This is a genomic window from Bacillus sp. FSL R5-0593 (assembly GCF_038603755.1).
Classification (GTDB): domain Bacteria; phylum Bacillota; class Bacilli; order Bacillales; family Bacillaceae; genus Bacillus; species Bacillus velezensis.
In genome coordinates this window covers 2,160,895-2,180,871 of the sequence record NZ_CP152011.1, presented here as the reverse complement: position 1 = coordinate 2,180,871, position 19,977 = coordinate 2,160,895, and the positions used below count along the sequence as shown (strand labels likewise).

The window sequence follows — 19,977 nt, the reverse complement described above, 5'->3', positions numbered from 1 at the left end:
AACACATGGACAAAACAAAAAATATCCAAAATATTTATCCCCTCAGCCGAATGCAGGAAGGAATGCTTTTTCATTCCTTTCTGCAAAAGGAGGGGGCTGCATATATCGAGCAATCCGTCTTCACCATAAAAGGCCGGCTTCGTCCGGAATTGTTTGAGCAAAGCGTACAGTCTGTCATCAGCCGTCACGATATTTTCAGAACGGTTTTTTTACCTCATGTTGCTCAGCTGAACGGCCCCCGCCAAGTTGTGCTGCGTGAGCGGGAATTCCGGCTGCACCGCGAAGATCTTACACATTTGGACGAAGCGGAACAGAGCGCCTACTTACAGCGATTTAAGGAACGTGACCGCTTAAAAGGCTTTGACTTGCAAAAGGATATGCTGATGCGCGTTTCTTTGTTTAAAACGGCTGACGAAAAATATATATGCGTCTGGAGCCACCATCACATCCTTATGGACGGCTGGTGCCTCGGCATCGTCCTTCAGGAATTCATGCATATGTACCGGGCGATTGAATCAGGCTCACCCGTCACACTGGCACCCGCAAAGCCTTACAGCACTTATATTACATGGCTGACTGATCAGGACAAAGACGCGGCTTCTGAATATTGGAAAGGATATTTAGCAGGCTGCGAGACACCCTCAGGACTCCCGAAAATATCGGCCCGTCCCCAGGAAAAAGGCTACCGCAAGGAAGAGCTGCTGTTTTCTTTAGATCAAACCCTGACGGACAAGCTGAAAACCATCGCCAAAGAAGAGGGCGCTACGCTCGCTGTTCTTATGCAGACTGTATGGGGTCTGATGCTGCAGCGCTACAACCGGACGGACGATGCCGTATTCGGCGCCGTCGTATCAGGGCGGCCTTCCGTCATTGACGGCGTGGAAAGCATGATCGGGCTGTTTATCAATACCGTTCCGGTACGCATTAAAACGGGTGACGAAAGCTTTAGAGAACTGCTGGGCCGCTGCCAGAAAGAAATACTTGACTCAGAGGCGTTCAGCTATCATCCGCTTGCTGACATCCAATCGCAGACTGAGCTGAAACAGGATTTAATCGACCATATTATCGTGTTTGAAAATTATCCGATTCAGCAGCAGATGAAAGACGCGGAAAAGGAATCGGATGCACCATTCCGGATCGGGAATGTCAACGTTTCGGAACAATCGGGCTACGATTTTAACCTCATCATAGCGCCTGGCGATGAGCTGCTCATCAAATTCAGCTACAATGCGAACGTTTATGACGAAGTATGGATAGAGAGCGTAAAAGGACACTTGGAAGAAGCTCTGCGCGGCGCCGCCTTCAATCCCGATGTTCCCGCTGATCGGCTTCCGATGCTCGGACAAAAGGAAAAATCAAGAATAATCGGCGAATTTAATGACACGAAAACAACTTATGAAAGAGATGAAAGCATCATCAGCCTGTTCAGCCGACAGGTGAAGAAAACCCCGAACCATCAGGCGCTTCACGCCGGCGGGCTGACGATGACGTACCGGGAGCTCGATGAACGGTCAACTGCATTCGCCCGCACCCTGCTGGAAAACGGTCTGGCGCCAAAGGGAATTGCCGGGATTCTGGCCGAACGCTCACCGGAATTTATCATCGCTGTTCTCGCTGTATTGAAAGCGGGAGGGACGTACCTTCCTCTTGATGCAGAACTGCCAACCGACAGGATCGCCGATATGCTCACTGAGAGCGGAGCACAGCTGTTAACGGTACAAAAAGGAATTGAGACTGACATTGACTTTTCTCACATCATCTCTATCCCGGCTGCAGCTGAAAAACAAACACCTGATGCGGGAAAACTGAATACCGATACAGCACCTGATGACCTTGCCTATATTATGTATACATCCGGTTCAACAGGAAAACCGAAGGGCGTGATGATTTCCAACCGAAACGTCGTATCACTCGTGTCAAACAGCAATTACACGTCGGCTGGCATGTCGGACCGTCTCATTCTGACAGGGTCCATCGGTTTTGACGCAGTGACGTTTGAAATCTTCGGAGCACTTTTGAACGGAGCATGTCTTCATGTGGTTGACCGCTCGACAATGCTTGCCCCTGAGAGGTTCGGCAATTATCTTTCTTCCAATCGGATTACGATTTTGTTTTTGACGACGGCGCTCTTTAACCAGTTCGCCCAGGCAGATCCCGAGATGTTTTCTGGGTTGCACACCTTATATGTCGGCGGAGAAGCTTTGTCCCCGGCGCTCATCAATAAGGTCAGACACCGCTGTCCGAATCTCAGCCTTTATAACATATACGGACCGACAGAAAATACGACATTTTCTACCTTTTACGAAATCAGGCACGATTTTTCTCAGCCGATCCCGATCGGAAAACCGATCAGCAATTCAACTGCGTATATCATTGATAAAAATGGCGGACTTGCGCCGATCGGCGTGCCCGGTGAGCTTTGTGTCGGCGGTGACGGGGTTGCCAAAGGCTATTTAAACAGGCCTGACTTAACAAGTGAAGCATTTGTCAGCCACCCGGTTCATCCTGAAGAAAAGATCTACAAAACAGGCGACTTGGCACACTGGCTGCCTGATGGAAGCATCGGATACATCAGCCGTATCGACCGCCAATTCAAGATTCGCGGGAAGCGGATTGAGCCGGCCGAAATCGAAGCGCGCTTGACTGAAATTGATGGAATCAGGGAAGCGGCAGTCATCGTGTCAGATGAAGGACAAGAAGCAATCCTTTGTGCGTATTATACGGGCGCACATGTTGAAGAAAGAGCCATTCGATCCCTGTTGGCCAGGTCGCTTCCCGACTATATGATTCCTCAGTATGTGATGAAGCTTGACCGTATGCCGCTTACCGCAAACGGCAAAGTGGACCGCCGCGGGCTGCCTGCGCCGGAACGGAAAAAAACGTCATCAAAAGCCGTTCCGCCACGAAACTGGGTAGAGCGTGAGCTGATCGACATTTGGACGCCGATCCTCGGCTGCAGGGAGCTGGGCATACAAGATGACTTCTTTGAGCTGGGCGGCCATTCTTTGAAAGCATTGCAAGTGATTCATCAGCTGAAGACCAGGCAGCAGATGGATGTGCCGATTGAAATGATATTTGAATATCCGACAATTGAACAATTGGCTGAAAAGCTGTATTCAAACACACTGACAGAAGCTGCAGAGCAGCATATCAGCAGACTGAACCAGCCGAAAGGCCGAAATCTTTTCTGTTTTCCGCCTATCTCAGGTTTCGGGATTTTCTTTAAAGATCTTGCGGCGGCATTAAACGAACGGGCTGCTGTGTACGGTTTTAACTTTATTGAAGAAGACAACAGAATGGAACAATACATTGATAAAATGCTGGAAATCCAGCCGGAAGGCCCTTATATTCTCTTCGGATATTCGGCAGGCGGCAATACGGCATTCGAGGCGGCAAAAGCGATGGAAAAGCGCGGCTTAGAAATCAGCGACGTCATTATCGCAGACGCGTACAGAAAGCTTGACACATTTCCGCCGCAGCCAACAAACGCAACAGCGGAAAATGTCCCGGAAGCCGTCAGGGAAGCGGTCATCCGAAAAACAGAGCGCTATCAAACGTACTGGGCGGAACTGATAAATGACGGCCAAATCGCGGCAAACCTCCATTTTATCGAGGCCGGCATAAAGGAAGAGCCCAGTGATAAGACCGAGCCGATGAAATGGGAAGGCGCCACAACGGGACTCTATCAGGAATATCAAGGCGAGGGCGCCCATAAAGATATGTTTGAACCCGCCTTTGCACAGCAAAATGCTGAGGTCATACTCGACATCATTGCAAACAGCGGAAGACGCTTGGCGCGGAATCTGTAACATCCGGCAGAATGGTTCAGGATGACAGAGGGCAAGATAGGGGAATCAAACCAGTTTTTTTGGAGGCTTTGACATGACGAACCTATCTTGGCTTACGTATGTAATGATTATTCTTGCCAGCTACCGGCTGACCCATTTGATCGTATTTGATAAGATTACGGAATTCATAAGAAAACCCTTTATAAAGCAAGAAAAAACCGTCGATCAAAACGGGCGCGCCGTCCAAAAAAAAGTTCCTTCCTCCGCATTCGGTTATATGCTGCAATGTTATTGGTGTGCGGGCGTCTGGTGCGCCATATTGATCGGCATCTGCTACTTGGTCTGGCCCCGCTATGCACATCCGGTTATTTTCATTTTGTCCATCGCCGGAGCGCAGGCCATTCTTGAAACGTGTGTCGGCGTCGGAACGAAGGTCATTGACGTGCTCGCCGCCATGAAACATAAAAAGTCCTGAAGCGTTTTGATTCGCTTTAGGACTTTTTTCTTTCCCTTTTAGGCTGAGAGGAGCAAAGCAGGCTTTCTGATTCACCGCCCGGAATGCTTCGGAATACCGTAAAGCAGAGAGGGGGAAAAACATGAAAAGCTGCCGTTTTAGCATGATATGGTTTTTGGCCGTTGTACTGACAGCCGGCATCTTTACATTCTCAGCATCCGCACAAGCAAGCGGCACTCAGCCGGAGAGAGAAATGAGAGCCGTATGGATCGCGTCTGTCACCAATATCGACTGGCCCTCTAAAAAAGGGCTGTCACCGGAAGAGCAAAAAAGAGAATACAGCAAGCTGCTGGATGACGTTCAGGAGATGGGAATGAACGCCGTTATCGTCCAAATTAAGCCTGCGGCTGATGCTTTTTATCCATCAGATTACGGGCCTTGGTCAGAGTATCTGACAGGAACACAAGGCAAAAATCCCGGCTACGATCCGCTTGCTTTTTTAGTTGAAGAGACACATAAACGGAATCTTGAATTTCACGCTTGGTTCAATCCTTACCGGATCACGATGAATCATACAAATTTGAATGCGCTTTCAGATGATCATCCCGCACGTTCGCATCCGGACTGGGTCGCTGCATACGGAAAACAGCTGTACTATAATCCGGGCATTCCGGAAGTAAGACAATTTATAACGGATGGAATCAAAGAGGTGGTCAGCCGTTATGACATTGATGCGGTTCATATGGATGATTATTTTTATCCTTATAAAATTGCCGGACAGGAATTCCCCGATCAGGCGGAATACGAACGGTACGGAAAAGCTCACTTTGCATCAGTTGATGACTGGCGCAGGGATAACGTCAACCGGCTTGTAAAAGAAATCAACCAAACCATCAAACGAGAAAAACCTTATGTCAAATTCGGAATCAGCCCGTTCGGCGTATGGAGAAATGCCGCAGATGACCCGACAGGCTCCGAAACGGCCGCAGGGGTGCGGAACTATGATGATTTATATGCTGATACGAGAGAATGGATCCAAAAAGGATACATTGATTACATCGCACCGCAAATTTACTGGAGCATCGGATTTAAAGCGGCGGCATATGACGTCTTAGCGGATTGGTGGGGAAAAGAAGTGAACAATCGGCCGGTGCATTTATATATCGGGCAGGCAGCTTATAAAATCAACAACAACGCTGATCCGGCCTGGGCCGACCCGGGGGAATACGGAAGACAGATTGCTCTTAACAGGGGATCAGCATGGATAAAAGGCAGCATGCATTTCAGTTTAAAGGATTTAAACCGTAATCCGCTCGATGTAAAAAACCGTTTGATCAAAGACATGTACAGCCGGCCCGCATTAATTCCCGAGATGCCTTGGCTCGGACATTCCGCTTTAAAAAAACCGGCTGTCAAGCGGGCGGAGAAGAACGCTTCAGGCCATACACTCTATATCGAAGATGCGAAATCCAACGGTAAAAAAACGGCTTATTACGCCATTTACCGCGCAGAAAAGGGAAAGCAGCCTTATTTAGTGGATACATTCAGAAAAACATCGTCACGGACGCAGACATTTTCAGATACTGATATTCGAGCGAAAGAAGCCTGCACCTATTTCGTTACTTCCGTTGACAGGCTTCACCATGAGAGCCGTCCCTCCGCAAAACGGACAATTAAATAGCCATTATTAATAAAACTGACAGTTGCGGCGCTGTCAGTTTTTTTGTAGCGGATGAGTCTGAATGTTCAGACTTTATTTGGATGGAATGAATAAAGACCCCCATTAATAAAATGTAGAAAGCAGCAGAAGGAGGAAGGTTAATGAATTTTCAACTGACAAAAGAACAGCAGATGGTGCGCGAAATGGTCAGAGATTTCGCCAAAAATGAAATTGCCCCGAAAGCCCATGAGGTTGATCAATCAGCCGTCTTCCCGATAGACACATTTAAAAAAATAGGCGAACTCGGGCTGCTCGGAATTCCGTTTCCTGAAGAATACGGCGGGGCGGGCGGTGACACCATTTCATATGCAGCAGCGGTCGAAGAAATCGGAAAAGCCTGCGGCAGCACGGGGCTGAGCTACGCGGCGGCCGTGTCACTCGGTGCAAGCCCATTATACTATTTCGGTACTGAACAGCAAAAGCAAGAACATCTTATTCCGCTTGCTTCGGGAAAAGCGCTCGGATCATTCGGGCTGACAGAGCCGAATGCAGGTTCCGATGCCGGCGGAACCCAGACAAAAGCCGAGAAAAAGGGCGATGACTATGTGATAAACGGAGAGAAATGCTGGATCACAAACGCAAATTACGCCCGCACGGTCATTGTCACCGCCGTTACGGGAAAGAACTCCGCCGGAAAACCGATCATTTCAGCTCTCATCGTCCCGACAGATACACCGGGATTTACGATCACAAATCCGTACGACAAGATGGGTGTGAGAGGGTCGGATACGGCCGAGCTTGTGCTGGAGGATGTCAGGGTGCCTGCCGATAACCTGCTCGGTGATCCTGAAAAAGGTTTTAAACAATTTTTATATACATTAGACGGCGGGCGGATCTCGATTGCGGCACTGGCTGTCGGTATCGCTCAAGGCGCACTGGAGGCGTCGCTGTCATATGCGAAGGAACGCAAGCAGTTCGGCAGTCCGATATCGTCATTTCAAGCCATTCAATTTAAGCTGGCCGATATGGCGATGGAAATTGACCTTGCCAGACAGATGGTGCTTAAAGCGGCATGGCTGAAGGATCAAAACCTGCCATTTACGAAAGAAGCTGCATTCGCCAAGCTTTATGCTTCAGAAATGGCCGTCAGAACATGTCTTCAGGCCATCCAAATTCATGGCGGTTCCGGTTATATGAAGGAATGCGGTGTTGAGCGCATGCTTCGTGACGCAAAGCTGATGGAGATTGGTGAAGGAACGTCAGAAATTCAAAGAATGGTCATCGCAAGACAGCTTTTGAAGTGAAATGAAAACGTTTACTAAGACAGAGATGGAAGGGGGGCAGGTCATATGGCTGAACTTATCCATTTAACAGCCGGAAAGCTGCTTGAGCGGACCGCGAAGCTTTTTCCGGATCGTGAAGCGGTTGTTTACCCTGAGCGCGGCCTTCGTTATACGTATGCCGAGTTTGACCGGTTATGCCGGCAAACCGCAAAAGGGCTGATGAAGCTGGGAGTTGAAAAAGGAGATCATGTGGCCATATGGGCATCCAACATTCCGGAATGGCTCGCGGCGCAATTTGCAACAGCGAAAATCGGCGCCGTTCTGGTCACCATTAATACCAATTTTCAAATCGCAGAGCTCGATTACCTGCTGGCACATTCAGACGTCTCGGCCCTGATAATCATGGATTCCTATCGGCAGACATCTTATGTTGAAATCGTGAATAAGCTGATTCCGGAGCTGAAAACTTGTAAGCGCGGCAGGCTGCGTTCGAAACGTTATCCATTTTTACGGACGGTGTTATATATCGGTGATAAAAGCCCGCCCGGGATGCACCGTTGGGATTCATTGCTGGATAATGCCGAAGCTGTAACGGATGCAGCGCTTGACGGAAGGATGGACAGCCTGAAAAAGGATGATTGCATTCATATGCAATATACATCAGGTACGACCGGGTTTCCGAAAGGCGTCATGCTCACACATTTTAATATCGTAAATAACGCGGCCAATATCGCAGAATGCATGAAGCTTACTTCATGTGACCGTTTATGTATTCCCGTGCCGTTTTTCCACTGCTTTGGGTGCGTGCTCGGCGTGCTGGCATGTGTTTCCGCGGGTGCGGCGATGATTCCGATCGAACAGTTTTCTCCGCCGGCCGTTCTGAAAACGGTGGAGCAAGAAGCCTGCACCGCTCTGCACGGTGTACCGACGATGTTTATCGCGCTCCTAAATGACAGCCGTTTTTCTGAATATGATCTTTCCCACGTCCGAACCGGGATTATGGCAGGCTCGCCATGCCCGGCGGAAGTCATGAGAGAAGTGATCGGCAAAATGGGGATGACCGACATTACAATTGCCTACGGACAGACCGAAGCATCACCTGTTATTACGCAGACAAGAACGGATGATTCATTTGTAAGAAGAGTGGAAACAGCGGGGCGCGCGCTTCCCCATATCGAAGTCAGAATCGTTCGGCCCGGAACATCCCAAGAAGCCGCCAGGGGCGAACAAGGAGAGCTCTGCACCCGCGGATATCATGTCATGAAAGGCTATTATAAAAATCAAGAAGCGACCGAAGAAGCGATAGACAAAGACGGCTGGCTGCATACCGGTGATTTGGCGGTCATGGACGAGGACGGATACTGCAAAATCACGGGCCGTCTGAAAGACATGCTGATCAGGGGCGGCGAAAATATCTATCCGCGCGAGATTGAGGAAATGTTATATCGGCATCCCGCGGTAGCAGACGTTCAGGTCGTCGGCGTTCCTGATCCGAAATACGGAGAAGAGGCCGCGGCGTGGATCAGGCTCAAAGACGGACAAACCGCTTCCGCAGAAGACATCAGAACCTTTTGCAAAGAACATATCGCCCGCTATAAAGTCCCCAGGTACGTTTTGTTTACAGATGAATATCCAATGACAGCCTCAGGAAAAATTCAGAAATTCAAGCTGCGGGAAAAAACGATTGAAGAGCTCAAGTTAACTTAATGAAAAAGGAGTGCTTCACATTTGTTTAAAAAAGTCCTGATTGCCAACAGAGGAGAAATCGCCTTACGAATTATCCGCACCTGCAAACGTCTCGGCATCCCCTCGGCAGCTGTGTATTCAGAAGCCGACCGGGACGCGCTGCATGTAAAAGCGGCTGATGATGCCTATCCGATCGGTAAATCGAGAGTAAATGAAAGCTATTTACATATCGACAGAATCATAGAAGCCGCCAAATCCGCCGGAGCGGACGCCATTCATCCGGGCTACGGGCTTCTGTCAGAAAACAGCCTGTTCGCCGAACGCTGCCGGAAGGAACAAATCACATTTATCGGCCCGCCCGGTGATATCATCGCCAAGATGGGCAGCAAGATTGAAGCCCGAAAAACGATGCAAAAAGCAAAGGTCCCGATCGTTCCCGGTGTTTCAGAGCCATTGCCCGATGTTCACTCCGCCTTAGCCGAAGCCCGTGCCATCGGTTTTCCGGTGATGCTGAAAGCGTCCGCAGGAGGAGGCGGAATCGGCATGCAGATCGTACATTCAGAAGAAGAGCTGGCCAAAGCGTTTGAAGGCAATCAAAAGCGGGCCGCCTCCTTTTTTGGAGACGGCGCAATGTATATGGAAAAGGTCATTGAAAATGCCCGTCATATTGAAATTCAGATACTCGCAGATTCTTTCGGCAACACCGTTCATCTGTTTGAACGTGACTGTTCAGTCCAAAGGCGCCACCAAAAAGTGATAGAAGAAGCGCCGTCGCCGTTTGTTGACGATGAATTAAGACAAAGACTCGGTGAAACCGCCGTTAAAGCCGCAAAATCGATCGGCTACCAAAATGCAGGTACAATAGAATTTCTCGTCGACCAAAAGAAACAAATCTATTTTTTAGAGATGAACACAAGACTGCAAGTGGAGCATCCGGTGACAGAAGAAATTACAGGACTGGATCTTGTGGAAGAACAGCTGAAAATCGCCGCCGGGCTGGCGCTGCCTTTCTCGCAGAAAGATATCAACCACCGCGGTCATGCGATTGAAGTGCGGATCTATGCGGAAGATCCGGTCACCTTTTACCCGTCACCCGGTACCATCTCGTCTTTTTCCGTTTTAAGACACCCGTCAGTGCGACACGAATGCGCCGTCGAAAAGGGAAGCGTCATTTCTCCGTTTTACGATCCGATGATTGCCAAAATGGTCGTCACGGCGAATACGAGAAAACAAGCCATTGAACAACTGAAAACCGCCCTTGGCGAATATCATGTAGAAGGGATTAAAACCAACATTCCGCTGCTGACAAAAATTGCTCATTCAGAAGTGTTTGAAAAGGGCGAGGCAACAACCGGTTTTTTACAAACAATGAACGAGGGGGCGTCCAAATGAGCGTCATAAAAATTCAAATGGCGGGAAACCTGTGGAAAATTCATGTGAAGCCGGGTGATGTCATTGAAGAAGGACAGGAAGTGGCCATCTTGGAATCTATGAAAATGGAAATTCCGATTATCGCTGATGCAGCGGGTACGGTGAAAGAAGTGAAAAAATCAGAAGGTGATTTCACTGATGAAGGAGAGGTCCTGATTGAACTTCAATAAAACGGGAGGTGCAGCATGAACTGTCCGAAACATGTCCGCATCAATGAAGTAGGACCGCGTGACGGCTTGCAGAATGAATCGGCGTGGGTGGATACAGAAGATAAGATTGAGTGGATCAATATGCTGTCAAAAACAGGCCTTCCCTATATCGAAGTGACATCATTCGTGCATCCGAGATGGATTCCGGCTCTTCGTGACAGCCTGGACGTCGCAAAAGGCATTACCAGATCTGAACATACGGTCTACGCGGCTCTCGTTCCGAACCTCATCGGTCTGGAGCATGCGGCAGAAGGCGGAATCGATCAGGCATGTGTATTTTTATCTGCAAGCGAAACCCATAACCAAAAAAACGTAAACAAACCGATTGACCGGACCGTTCAAGAGCTCAGGCGGGTTATTACTGAAGCAAAAGCTGAAAAAATGGCGACGAGAGCTTATCTGTCCACTGTGTTCGGCTGTCCGTACGAACAGAACGTGCCGATCGAACAAGTCATCCGCCTGTCAGACACCCTGCTCGAAATGGGTGTTGATGAAATATCGCTCGGCGACACGATCGGCGCGGCAAACCCCTTGCAGGTCATAGCCGTGCTTGAAGCCCTTTTGCCGAGAATTCCCGCCTCAAAAATCGCACTCCATTTCCATGATACAAGAGGAACGGCTCTAGCGAATATCATTCCCGCTCTTGATATGGGCATCACATCCTTTGATACTTCCTCAGGCGGGCTTGGCGGCTGCCCGTACGCCCCTGGATCAGCAGGAAACGCTGCCACAGAAGACGTCATTTATATGCTCGAACAAATGGGGATTGATACCGGGACGGACATGAATAAACTTCTTTATGCCGCCGGCTGGATCGCGGATAAAATAGGCAAAGACCTGCCAAGCAGAAACCTGCAGGCATTCAGAACGAAATGAGAAAGGAGAAGCGATGGGAGATTGCGTCTTGTATTCCGTCTGTCAAGAAACGATCGGTCTGATCACGCTGAACCGCCCGCATGCGGCCAACTCGCTGTCTTCAGAAATGATTGATCACTTACAGCGTGTGATTGAAGACATCAAAAACTCGCCATCCATTCGTTGTGTCATTCTCACCGGCACCGGGAACACATTTTGCGCCGGTGCTGATTTAAAAGAAAGAGCGGGGATGAATCATGAACAAGTTAAGCAAAGCGTCAGGCGTATCGGTGAAACGGCCGCATCCATTGAAGCTCTCCCGCAGCCGGTCATTGCAGCGCTGAACGGAACCGCTGTCGGAGGAGGCCTTGAACTCGCTCTCGCCTGCGATATCAGAACAGCCGTCAGCCAGGCGGGCCTCGGCCTTCCTGAAACAGGGCTTGCGATCATTCCCGGAGCGGGCGGAACGCAGAGACTGCCCCGGCTTATCGGCCCCGGCGCGGCAAAAGAATTGATCTATACCGGCCGAAGGCTTTCTGCCGAAGAGGGAAAAGACATGAAGCTGATCGAGCATGTTTGTAAAGCCGATGAACTAATGGAAAATGCAAAAGTACTGGCCGGCCGCATCGCCGCTAATGGGCCGATCGCCGTCAGACAAGCAAAAGCCGCGATAAACAAGGGTCTGGAGACAGATCTCAATACAGGGCTCGAAATCGAACGAAAAGCATATGAACAAGTCATCCCCACACTTGACAGAGAAGAGGGCCTGCGCGCTTTTAAAGAAAAAAGACCCCCTGAATACAAAGGAAAATAAAACATGGAGGGACTCGGATGGATTACGAAAAAGAACGGCAGACACGCAGCAAAACGATTGAAAAGGGAGGAGCCGCGAAATATCACGCAAGCAACGAAAAGAAGGGAAAACTTTTTGTAAGAGACAGGCTGAAGCTTTTATTCGATGACGGCATATCCGTTGAAGACGCTTTTTTCGCCGAGTGCATGTCAGACGGACTGCCGGCTGACGGGGTCGTTACCGGGATCGGAACCATCGGCGGCAGAACCGTTTGTGTGATGGCAAACGACTCAACCGTAAAGGCGGGCTCGTGGGGCGCGAAAACGGTGGAAAAAATCATCCGCATTCAGGAGACGGCGGAAAAGCTTCAGTGTCCGCTCTTGTACTTAGTCGATTCCGCAGGTGCGAGAATTACGGATCAGGTCGACATGTTCCCGGGCAGAAGGGGAGCCGGCCGCATCTTTTATAATCAAGTAAAGCTGTCGGGCCGCATTCCGCAAATCTGTTTATTGTTCGGCCCTTCCGCTGCGGGCGGCGCTTACATTCCGGCCTTTTGCGACATTGTCATTATGGTTGAGGGCAATGCATCCATGTACTTAGGTTCCCCGCGTATGGCAGAAATGGTGATTGGCGAGAAAGTATCGCTTGAAGAAATGGGCGGCGCCCGTATGCATTGTTCCGTATCAGGCTGCGGTGATCTCCTCGCCCGGACGGAACAGGAAGCAATCATGATGGCGCAGACATATCTCAGCTACTTTCCGGCAAATTATACTGAAAAAGCGCCCGTCAACAAATCTAAGAACCCGAAAGCTTTTGAAAAACCGCTCTCAGATGTCATCCCGGCACATCAAAACGCACCGTTCAACATGATGGATTTAATTGAACGTGTCATTGATGAAGACTCATTTTTTGAGATTAAACCGTTATTTGCGCAGGAATTAATAACGGGGCTTGCGCGGATTCACGGACAGCCGGTCGGCATTATCGCCAATCAGCCGCGTGTAAAAGGCGGGGTTTTATTTCTCGATTCGGCGGATAAAGCCGCAAAATTTATCGCTTTGTGCGACGCATTCCATATTCCGCTTCTGTTTTTAGCAGACATTCCCGGATTCATGATCGGAACGAAGGTTGAGCAGGCGGGCATCATCAGGCATGGCGCAAAAATGATCTCCGCAATGGCGGAAGCGACTGTTCCGAAGCTTTCCGTTATCGTCAGAAAAGCCTACGGTGCCGGATTATACGCGATGGCGGGGCCTGCTTTTGAACCGGACTGCTGTTTAGCGCTGCCGACTGCGCAAATTGCCGTAATGGGTCCTGAAGCAGCGGTGAATGCGGTCTACGCAAACAAAATCAGCGAGCTCACACCTGAAGAAAGGCCGGCTTTTATTCAAGAAAAGCGTGATGAATACAAGGAAGACATTAACCTTTATCGGCTTGCTTCTGAAATGGTGATTGACGGCATTGTTCCTGCTGATTCCTTGCGGGAAGAACTCAATAAACGCCTCACTGCTTACATGTCCAAACAACTGACATTCACACACCGGAAACACCCCGTATACCCGGTATAAATAAAAAAAGACTGCATAGATCCGGCTCGCAGCCGCTCTTATGCAGTCTTTTTTCACAGTCTTGATCTCATTTTCTTCACAACAAAATAAACAACAATAAATACGAGAGCCAATATAATGATCGGAGTTGTATACATTCCGGCATAGCTGTCTACGTCTTTCCACTGTCCCCCGAGCTGATACCCGAGATAAACGAAAATGACAGACCACGGAATAATGGCAAGCGTCGTCAATATGACAAACTTGGAAAGAGGCATTTTCGCAAGGCCGGCCGGGATGGAGATCGCATGTCTGACGACCGGGATAAACCGCGCCGAGAACACAACGCCGGCGCCATAACGGCGAAACCAGTTTTCCGCAACATCAACATGATGCTTTTTCAGAAGTAAGTACTTGCCGTACTTGTCCAAAAACGGCCGGCCCCCATAACGGGCGATCCAGTAAATAAAGCACTGCGCGATCGTTCCCCCGATCACACCGGCGACAATGGCGCCGATAAAGCTGATCGTGCCTTCTGACACCATATAGCCTCCGTAAGCCAGAACGATTTCACTCGGAATGATTTCGATCATTAATCCGAGCGCAATCCCTAAATAGCCCATACTTGTCAGCCAGGATAATATTTCACTAATAAAATTGCCCACACTGTTCACAACCTCTTTATCTTTTTACCCAATTATATGACTGATTGACAAGCAAAATGGTTACAAATTATTTTTTAACGCACGATTTCTTCAGATTCTCTTTTTAACACCTCTTCTAAATAAGCTAAAAGTTTCGGTCTCATTTCTTCCCGCAGAAGCCCGATCTCCGTGCCGGCCTTAAAACAGCCGAACTTATCTCCTATATCAAACCGGCTTCCTTCAAGCTCCCGCGCGTAAATGCTTCGGGTGCGGCACACTTCGCGCAGCGCGTCTGTCAATTGGATTTCGTTGCCCGCGCCTCTTCCGATCGTCTTCAGCGTTTTAAAAATAGCAGGGGTTAATATGTAGCGGCCCATCACGGCAATATGAGAAGGCGCCTTTTCAACAGCCGGTTTCTCAATCAGATCCTCAACCTCGTACACATGACCGCTCTGCCGCCCCGTCTGTATAATACCATATTTGCTGACATCAGCAGGATCGACGGGCTGTACGCCGATCGTTTCTGTGCCGTGTTGGTTATAGACGTCGATGAGCTGTGAAAGAGCGGGAGTATCAGATACCATAATATCATCACCTAATAGAACGGCAAAAGGCTCATCTCCGATAAAATGCTCCGCACACAGCACCGCATGTCCTAGTCCGAGCGGTTCTTTCTGACGGAGGTAATGAATATTGGCCAAATCGGCAATCCGCTGCATCTCCTTCAGCGTCTCCGTCTTGCCTTTTCTCAAGATTGAATTCCAATTCCGCCGACCGGTCAAAATGATCTTCAATCGAGCGTTTGTTTCTCCCTGTAATAATCAATATATCTTCAATTCCTGACGCTGCGGCCTCTTCGACAATATATTGGATGGCCGGTTTGTCGACAATCGGCATCATTTCTTTCGGCTGCGCCTTTGTCGCCGGCAGAAATCTCGTTCCTAAACCTGCTGCGGGAATGACCGCTTTTCTCACTTTTCTCATTCATCTTCACTCCTGATCCTGTATGTTTTTCAGCGAATCTCCAAATACCCATATTCGGTTTCCGATAAAATTCATCATCATTCCGCCGATAGTGGCGGCGAACTTACTCACCAATAGCGAACAGCCGCCTTTTTGAAACGCGTAAAGCAGCAAAAAGGTGATTCCCGACGCGGCAAGATTAATCATGAGAAATCGCATGATCTCTTTCCCGTCAGCCTTGCGTTTTACACGAAACGTCCACTTCCGGTTCCATACATAGCTGTTGATGATCCCTGCCGAATAGGAGCAGATCTGCGCCGGAAGATAGGGGACATGACAAGCGGCGAGAAGAAAGAAGACACCAAAATCGATCAGCGTATTACCGACGCCTACAGTGCAAAAACGGCCTGCTGTCTTTACTTTTTCTTTCAGCATAACGGTGACCTCCCCTCATAATAAGATGCGGTTCGCTGTCCTATTTGTTGATATGGATTACTTTAGCGGACAGTGTTGAATAAACAATTACTAAAATATGAACAAAACATGAAAACGTAATGAGGCTTTGCAAAACTCATTAAGTTAACATTTTGATAGTTTAAGTTGACATATTCCGTGGAGGACACTAATATTCTGTATAAGTGTTAACTTTTTATTATTTTGGTTAACATTAAATTTCAAAGTGAAAGAAAGGAGGGAGATTTAATGCAGGAAGAGACCTATTACAGCGTCAGAATGAGAGCTTCCCGAAACGCCCCCCATGAGCAGGGCGGAAAACACATTTCCGGCGGAGAACGGCTCATCACTTACAGCGGTTTACAGGAAGCGGTAGATGGCTTATTACATAAAGGCTTCTCGCACTCAAGAGGGATACCTGATTTTATGCAGATTCAGCTTGAAAGCATTAATGAACCGATCGAAACGATCCGCCCTTTGCCGGTTGCTTTCCAACAATCAGACACGCCGGAAAAAGGACAAGCAATCGCCCGCAAGCTTCTGCAAAAGGCGGGGATTCCCCCGCACATGATAGAGAAAGCGTACGAAAACATTGCGGAATATGCAGAAGCAAGAGGAGCGGTCCTGTTTGATATCCGGGCAGGAGAACGCATTGACGGCAGAGGAAATAGAGGTGTGCGGGTATCCCGAATGGATTGGCCGTCACATGATTTTCAAAAATGGGCTTTTACTCACAACATGCCGGAAAATTCACGAATAAAAGAAGCACATGCCATCGCGGCAAAAGTTTGCGCACATCCGGGGATTATTGCTGAATTGTGCTGGTCGGATGACCCTGATTACATAACAGGCTACGTTGCCGCAAAGAAGCTGGGATATCAGCGGATTGCCAAGATGAAGAATGCCGGAGATGAAAGCGGCTGCCGGATTTTCTTTACAGATGGCTCCATAGATACGGAGAGCTGTATCCATTTTTTAGAGAAGCAGCCTGTATTCATTCAGCAGGAGGAGAAATGATGAAACAATCAATGATTGAAAAAAGCAAAAAGCATCTTTGGCTGCCTTTCACACAAATGAAAGATTACGATGAAGATCCGTTAATCATTGAAAGCGGAAACGGGATCATGCTGAAAGACATCAGCGGCAAAGAATATTATGACGGCTTTTCTTCAGTATGGCTCAATGTACACGGCCACCGCAAAAAAGAAATGGATGAAGCGATTCAAAAACAGCTTGAAAAAATCGCTCATTCGACCTTACTGGGTATGACGAACGTTCCCGCAACAGAACTTGCCGAGATGCTGACAGGCATCACACCGGAAAAGCTGACACGCGTTTTTTACTCCGACAGCGGAGCGGAAGCAATGGAAATCGCTCTGAAAATGGCCTTTCAATACTGGAAAAACATAGGGAGACCCGAGAAACAGACGTTTATTTCTATGCAGAACGGCTATCACGGCGATACGATCGGAGCCGTCAGCGTCGGCTCCATTGAACTCTTCCACCATGTGTACGGCCCGCTGATGTTTGAAAGCTACAAAGCCCCGATTCCGTATGTATACAGATCTGAAAGCGGCGACCCCGTACAGTGCCGGGATGAATGCCTTCACGCGCTCGAACAGCTGCTTGCAAAGCATCACGAAGAGATTGCCGCACTTACGATCGAATCGATGGTGCAAGGCGCATCCGGGATGATCGTCATGCCTGAAGGCTTTCTGGCAGGCGTACGAAAGCTGTGTACGGCATATGATGTGTTAATGATCGTTGACGAAGTGGCGACGGGGTTCGGCCGCACCGGAAAAATGTTTGCCTGTGAGCATGAAAATGTCCAGCCGGACTTGATGGCGGCAGGGAAAGGCATTACGGGAGGCTATTTGCCGATCGCTGTGACGTTTGCCACAGAAGCTATTTATGAAGCCTTCTACGATGACTACGACAAAATGAAAACATTTTTCCACGGCCATTCCTATACAGGAAATCAGCTTGGCTGTGCCGCGGCAATTGAAAATCTGCGTTTATTCGAATCAGAGCGCATCGTTGAACAAGTCGCCGAAAAATCAAAAACGGCAGCGGAATTTCTTCATGATCTGAAGCAGCTCCCTCATGTCGGCGATGTCCGCCAGCTCGGTTTCATGTGCGGCATAGAGCTTGTGCAGGATAAGGGGACAAAACAGCCTTATCCGCCTGAAAAGCGGATGGGATACAAGGTGTCCTTGAAAATGAGAGAGCTTGGTATGCTGACACGGCCGCTCGGAGACGTCATCGCCTTTCTGCCGCCGCTTGCCAGCACAACCGATCAGTTACAAGCCATGATCTCCATTATGAAAGAAGCGATAGCCGAGGTGACCGGCCGTGGATTTTGACGGATGGCTCCTCGGAAGGCTCGATGCGGTGAAAAGAGACGGGCTGTATCGGACGCTGCGAACACAGGGAACCGCTCTCAAAACCAAAGGGCAAAAGCGGCAGACCTGGGCATCCAATGACTATTTAGGCCTGTCAAAAGATGAGCGGCTGATCACAGCCGCGCAAACGGCGCTGAGCCGGTTCGGAGCGGGAAGCGGCGGCTCACGGTTAACGACAGGAAATACTGTGTGGCACGAAAAACTTGAACACACAATCGCGGATTTTAAACAGACGGAAGCGGCTTTATTGTTTTCAAGCGGTTACTTGGCGAATATCGGCGTGCTTGCCTCACTGCCTCAAAAAGGCGATGTCATTTTAAGCGATCAACTGAACCATGCGAGCATTGTTGACGGCTGCCGTTTATCAAAAGCGGAAACCATCGTGTACCGCCATATTGATATGGCTGATCTTGAGAAAAAACTTGCCTCCGTCCAGGCTCGGAACCGCCGCTTCATCGTCACAGACGGCGTCTTCAGCATGGACGGCACCATCGCGCCTCTTGACCGCATAATGGCGCTTGCAAAGCAGTACCAGGCATTTGTGATAGCAGATGACGCGCATGCAACCGGTGTACTCGGGGAAAACGGCGGGGGAACCAGTGACTATTTCGGTGTTTGTCCTGATGTTGTCATCGGCACATTAAGCAAAGCTGTAGGAACGGAAGGCGGTTTTGCCGCGGGATCAAACATTTTCATTGATTTTTTGCTGAATCAGGCGCGGACGTTTATTTTTCAGACGGCCCTCCCGCCGTCAATTTGTGCGGCTTCGCATACGGCATTTGACATCATATCAGATATGCACGATACGCGCCGTGAGCTGCAGTCGTCTGTCAAAATGATAAAAACGCGTCTGGCCGATATGGGCTTTACCGTAAGAGGCGGAGATACACCGATTATCCCCGTTATCATCGGTGATGCAAAAACAGCGGTTTCAGCCGCTGCGCTGCTGGAGAAAAAGGGAATCTGCGCCCCGGCCATCCGCCCGCCCGCCGTTCCGGAAGGCGAAAGCAGAATCAGGCTGACCGTTACGGCGGATCGCAGCTTACAGGATATAGACGAGCTGACAGAAGCATTTGATTCCATTAGAAAAGAGCTGAATATAAACAAATGAGAAGTTTTTTTGTCACAGGAACAGATACCGGCGTCGGAAAAACCATCGTTTCTTGCGGTCTTGCCGCGGCATTCCGGCAGAAACAGGCGGATATCGGAGTGTTTAAGCCGTTTTTAAGCGGCGTGCCTCGGACTCATCCGGAAAGTGACACCTCGCTGTTGAAAGACATGTCACAAACCGCACTGTCTCATGAAGAAATCACGCCATTTGAATGGAAAGAGCCGCTTGCCCCGTACACGGCCGCCATGCTTGAGGGGAAATCCGTGAGCATGGCGGATGTCATGGCCCACTGGAGTAAGATCAAAAATCGTCATGAGTGTTTCATCGTTGAGGGGGCAGGCGGCATTTCCGTCCCGCTTGGTGAAAATTACTTAGTCAGTGATCTGATAAAAGCCATGGAATTGCCGGCGGTGATTGTGGCCAGGCCTGATCTCGGAACCATCAACCACACATATTTAACCGTTGAATATGCGAAAAACATGGGGATAGAGGTTCTCGGCATTATGATCAACGGCGTAAAGAGCCGGCCGGGGCTGGACGAAAAGACAAACCCGAGCATGATTGAAACATTATGCAAAGTTCCGATTTTGGGAATCACACCGAAGCTGGATCACGTTTCACCGGAAAACATTCAACACATGATTGAGAAACATATAGATGTTTCCTCTTTCATGAATCTGACACAAATGGGGAGATAA

At 49.1% G+C, this 19,977-nt stretch carries 16 protein-coding genes and 1 pseudogene; 14 read left to right on the top strand and 3 right to left on the bottom strand.

Annotated features, from left to right (window positions below; translation table 11 throughout):
* Positions 1 to 5 precede the first annotated feature (5 nt).
* The 10 genes from NYE36_RS10750 to NYE36_RS10705 all read left to right on the top strand — a co-directional run bounded on the left by NYE36_RS10750 (position 6) and on the right by NYE36_RS10705 (position 13,727).
* The gene (locus NYE36_RS10750; RefSeq protein WP_265450954.1) at positions 6 to 3,809 is read left to right on the top strand and encodes an amino acid adenylation domain-containing protein; all 3,804 of its coding nucleotides are present in this window, start codon (positions 6 to 8) and stop codon (positions 3,807 to 3,809) included.
* 73 nt (positions 3,810 to 3,882) lie between these two features.
* Positions 3,883 to 4,263 (top strand): DUF1360 domain-containing protein, encoded by a 381-nt coding sequence (locus tag NYE36_RS10745; protein WP_007410116.1) that lies wholly within the window; start codon positions 3,883 to 3,885, stop codon positions 4,261 to 4,263.
* Between the two features lie 121 nt (positions 4,264 to 4,384).
* Positions 4,385 to 5,923: a family 10 glycosylhydrolase gene (locus tag NYE36_RS10740; protein ID WP_265450953.1), complete on the top strand. Its 1,539-nt coding sequence runs from the start codon at positions 4,385 to 4,387 to the stop codon at positions 5,921 to 5,923.
* Between the two features lie 140 nt (positions 5,924 to 6,063).
* Positions 6,064 to 7,206 (top strand): acyl-CoA dehydrogenase family protein, encoded by a 1,143-nt coding sequence (locus NYE36_RS10735; protein ID WP_003153894.1) that lies wholly within the window; start codon positions 6,064 to 6,066, stop codon positions 7,204 to 7,206.
* 45 nt (positions 7,207 to 7,251) lie between these two features.
* Complete coding sequence (locus tag NYE36_RS10730; protein ID WP_064107331.1) at positions 7,252 to 8,892, top strand: AMP-binding protein; 1,641 nt, start codon at positions 7,252 to 7,254, stop codon at positions 8,890 to 8,892.
* A gap of 21 nt (positions 8,893 to 8,913) precedes the next feature.
* Positions 8,914 to 10,263 carry an acetyl-CoA carboxylase biotin carboxylase subunit gene (locus NYE36_RS10725; RefSeq protein ID WP_265450952.1) on the top strand — a complete coding sequence of 450 codons (1,350 nt, stop codon included), beginning with the start codon at positions 8,914 to 8,916 and terminating at the stop codon, positions 10,261 to 10,263.
* Complete coding sequence (locus NYE36_RS10720; RefSeq protein WP_007410121.1) at positions 10,260 to 10,472, top strand: acetyl-CoA carboxylase biotin carboxyl carrier protein subunit; 213 nt, start codon at positions 10,260 to 10,262, stop codon at positions 10,470 to 10,472. Before NYE36_RS10725 ends, NYE36_RS10720 begins: the two co-directional genes overlap by 4 nt.
* A 15-nt stretch (positions 10,473 to 10,487) precedes the next feature.
* On the top strand, positions 10,488 to 11,387 hold the full coding sequence (locus NYE36_RS10715) for a hydroxymethylglutaryl-CoA lyase (RefSeq protein ID WP_053573333.1): 900 nt from the start codon (positions 10,488 to 10,490) through the stop codon (positions 11,385 to 11,387).
* A 13-nt stretch (positions 11,388 to 11,400) separates the two neighbouring features.
* The gene (locus NYE36_RS10710; RefSeq protein ID WP_265450950.1) at positions 11,401 to 12,180 is read left to right on the top strand and encodes an enoyl-CoA hydratase; all 780 of its coding nucleotides are present in this window, start codon (positions 11,401 to 11,403) and stop codon (positions 12,178 to 12,180) included.
* Positions 12,181 to 12,197: 17 nt separating this feature from the next.
* On the top strand, positions 12,198 to 13,727 hold the full coding sequence (locus NYE36_RS10705) for an acyl-CoA carboxylase subunit beta (protein ID WP_265450949.1): 1,530 nt from the start codon (positions 12,198 to 12,200) through the stop codon (positions 13,725 to 13,727).
* A 53-nt stretch (positions 13,728 to 13,780) separates the two neighbouring features.
* On the opposite strand, the gene NYE36_RS10700 is transcribed toward NYE36_RS10705, so the two are convergent.
* The 3 genes and pseudogenes from NYE36_RS10700 to NYE36_RS10690 all read right to left on the bottom strand — a co-directional run bounded on the left by NYE36_RS10700 (position 13,781) and on the right by NYE36_RS10690 (position 15,748).
* A complete protein-coding gene (locus NYE36_RS10700) occupies positions 13,781 to 14,371 on the bottom strand; it encodes a DedA family protein (RefSeq protein WP_007410125.1) in 591 nt (196 codons plus the stop codon).
* 74 nt (positions 14,372 to 14,445) lie between these two features.
* Positions 14,446 to 15,334, bottom strand: a pseudogene (galU, locus tag NYE36_RS10695) (UTP--glucose-1-phosphate uridylyltransferase GalU).
* Positions 15,335 to 15,340: 6 nt separating this feature from the next.
* Complete coding sequence (locus NYE36_RS10690) at positions 15,341 to 15,748, bottom strand: GtrA family protein (RefSeq protein ID WP_014418060.1); 408 nt, start codon at positions 15,746 to 15,748, stop codon at positions 15,341 to 15,343.
* Positions 15,749 to 16,015: 267 nt separating this feature from the next.
* Here NYE36_RS10690 and NYE36_RS10685 point away from each other — a divergent pair, with 267 nt between their 5' ends.
* The 4 genes from NYE36_RS10685 to bioD are packed head-to-tail and all read left to right on the top strand — an operon-like array spanning position 16,016 to position 19,977.
* Entirely contained in the window at positions 16,016 to 16,783 is a 768-nt protein-coding gene (locus tag NYE36_RS10685; RefSeq protein ID WP_265450948.1) for a 6-carboxyhexanoate--CoA ligase, read from the top strand.
* Entirely contained in the window at positions 16,783 to 18,129 is a 1,347-nt protein-coding gene (gene bioA / locus NYE36_RS10680; protein ID WP_059367357.1) for an adenosylmethionine--8-amino-7-oxononanoate transaminase, read from the top strand. The genes NYE36_RS10685 and bioA overlap by 1 nt, the downstream gene beginning before the upstream one ends.
* 43 nt (positions 18,130 to 18,172) lie before the next feature.
* On the top strand, positions 18,173 to 19,279 hold the full coding sequence (gene bioF, locus NYE36_RS10675) for an 8-amino-7-oxononanoate synthase (protein ID WP_265450958.1): 1,107 nt from the start codon (positions 18,173 to 18,175) through the stop codon (positions 19,277 to 19,279).
* Positions 19,276 to 19,977 carry a dethiobiotin synthase gene (gene bioD / locus NYE36_RS10670; protein WP_136396413.1) on the top strand — a complete coding sequence of 234 codons (702 nt, stop codon included), beginning with the start codon at positions 19,276 to 19,278 and terminating at the stop codon, positions 19,975 to 19,977. Before bioF ends, bioD begins: the two co-directional genes overlap by 4 nt.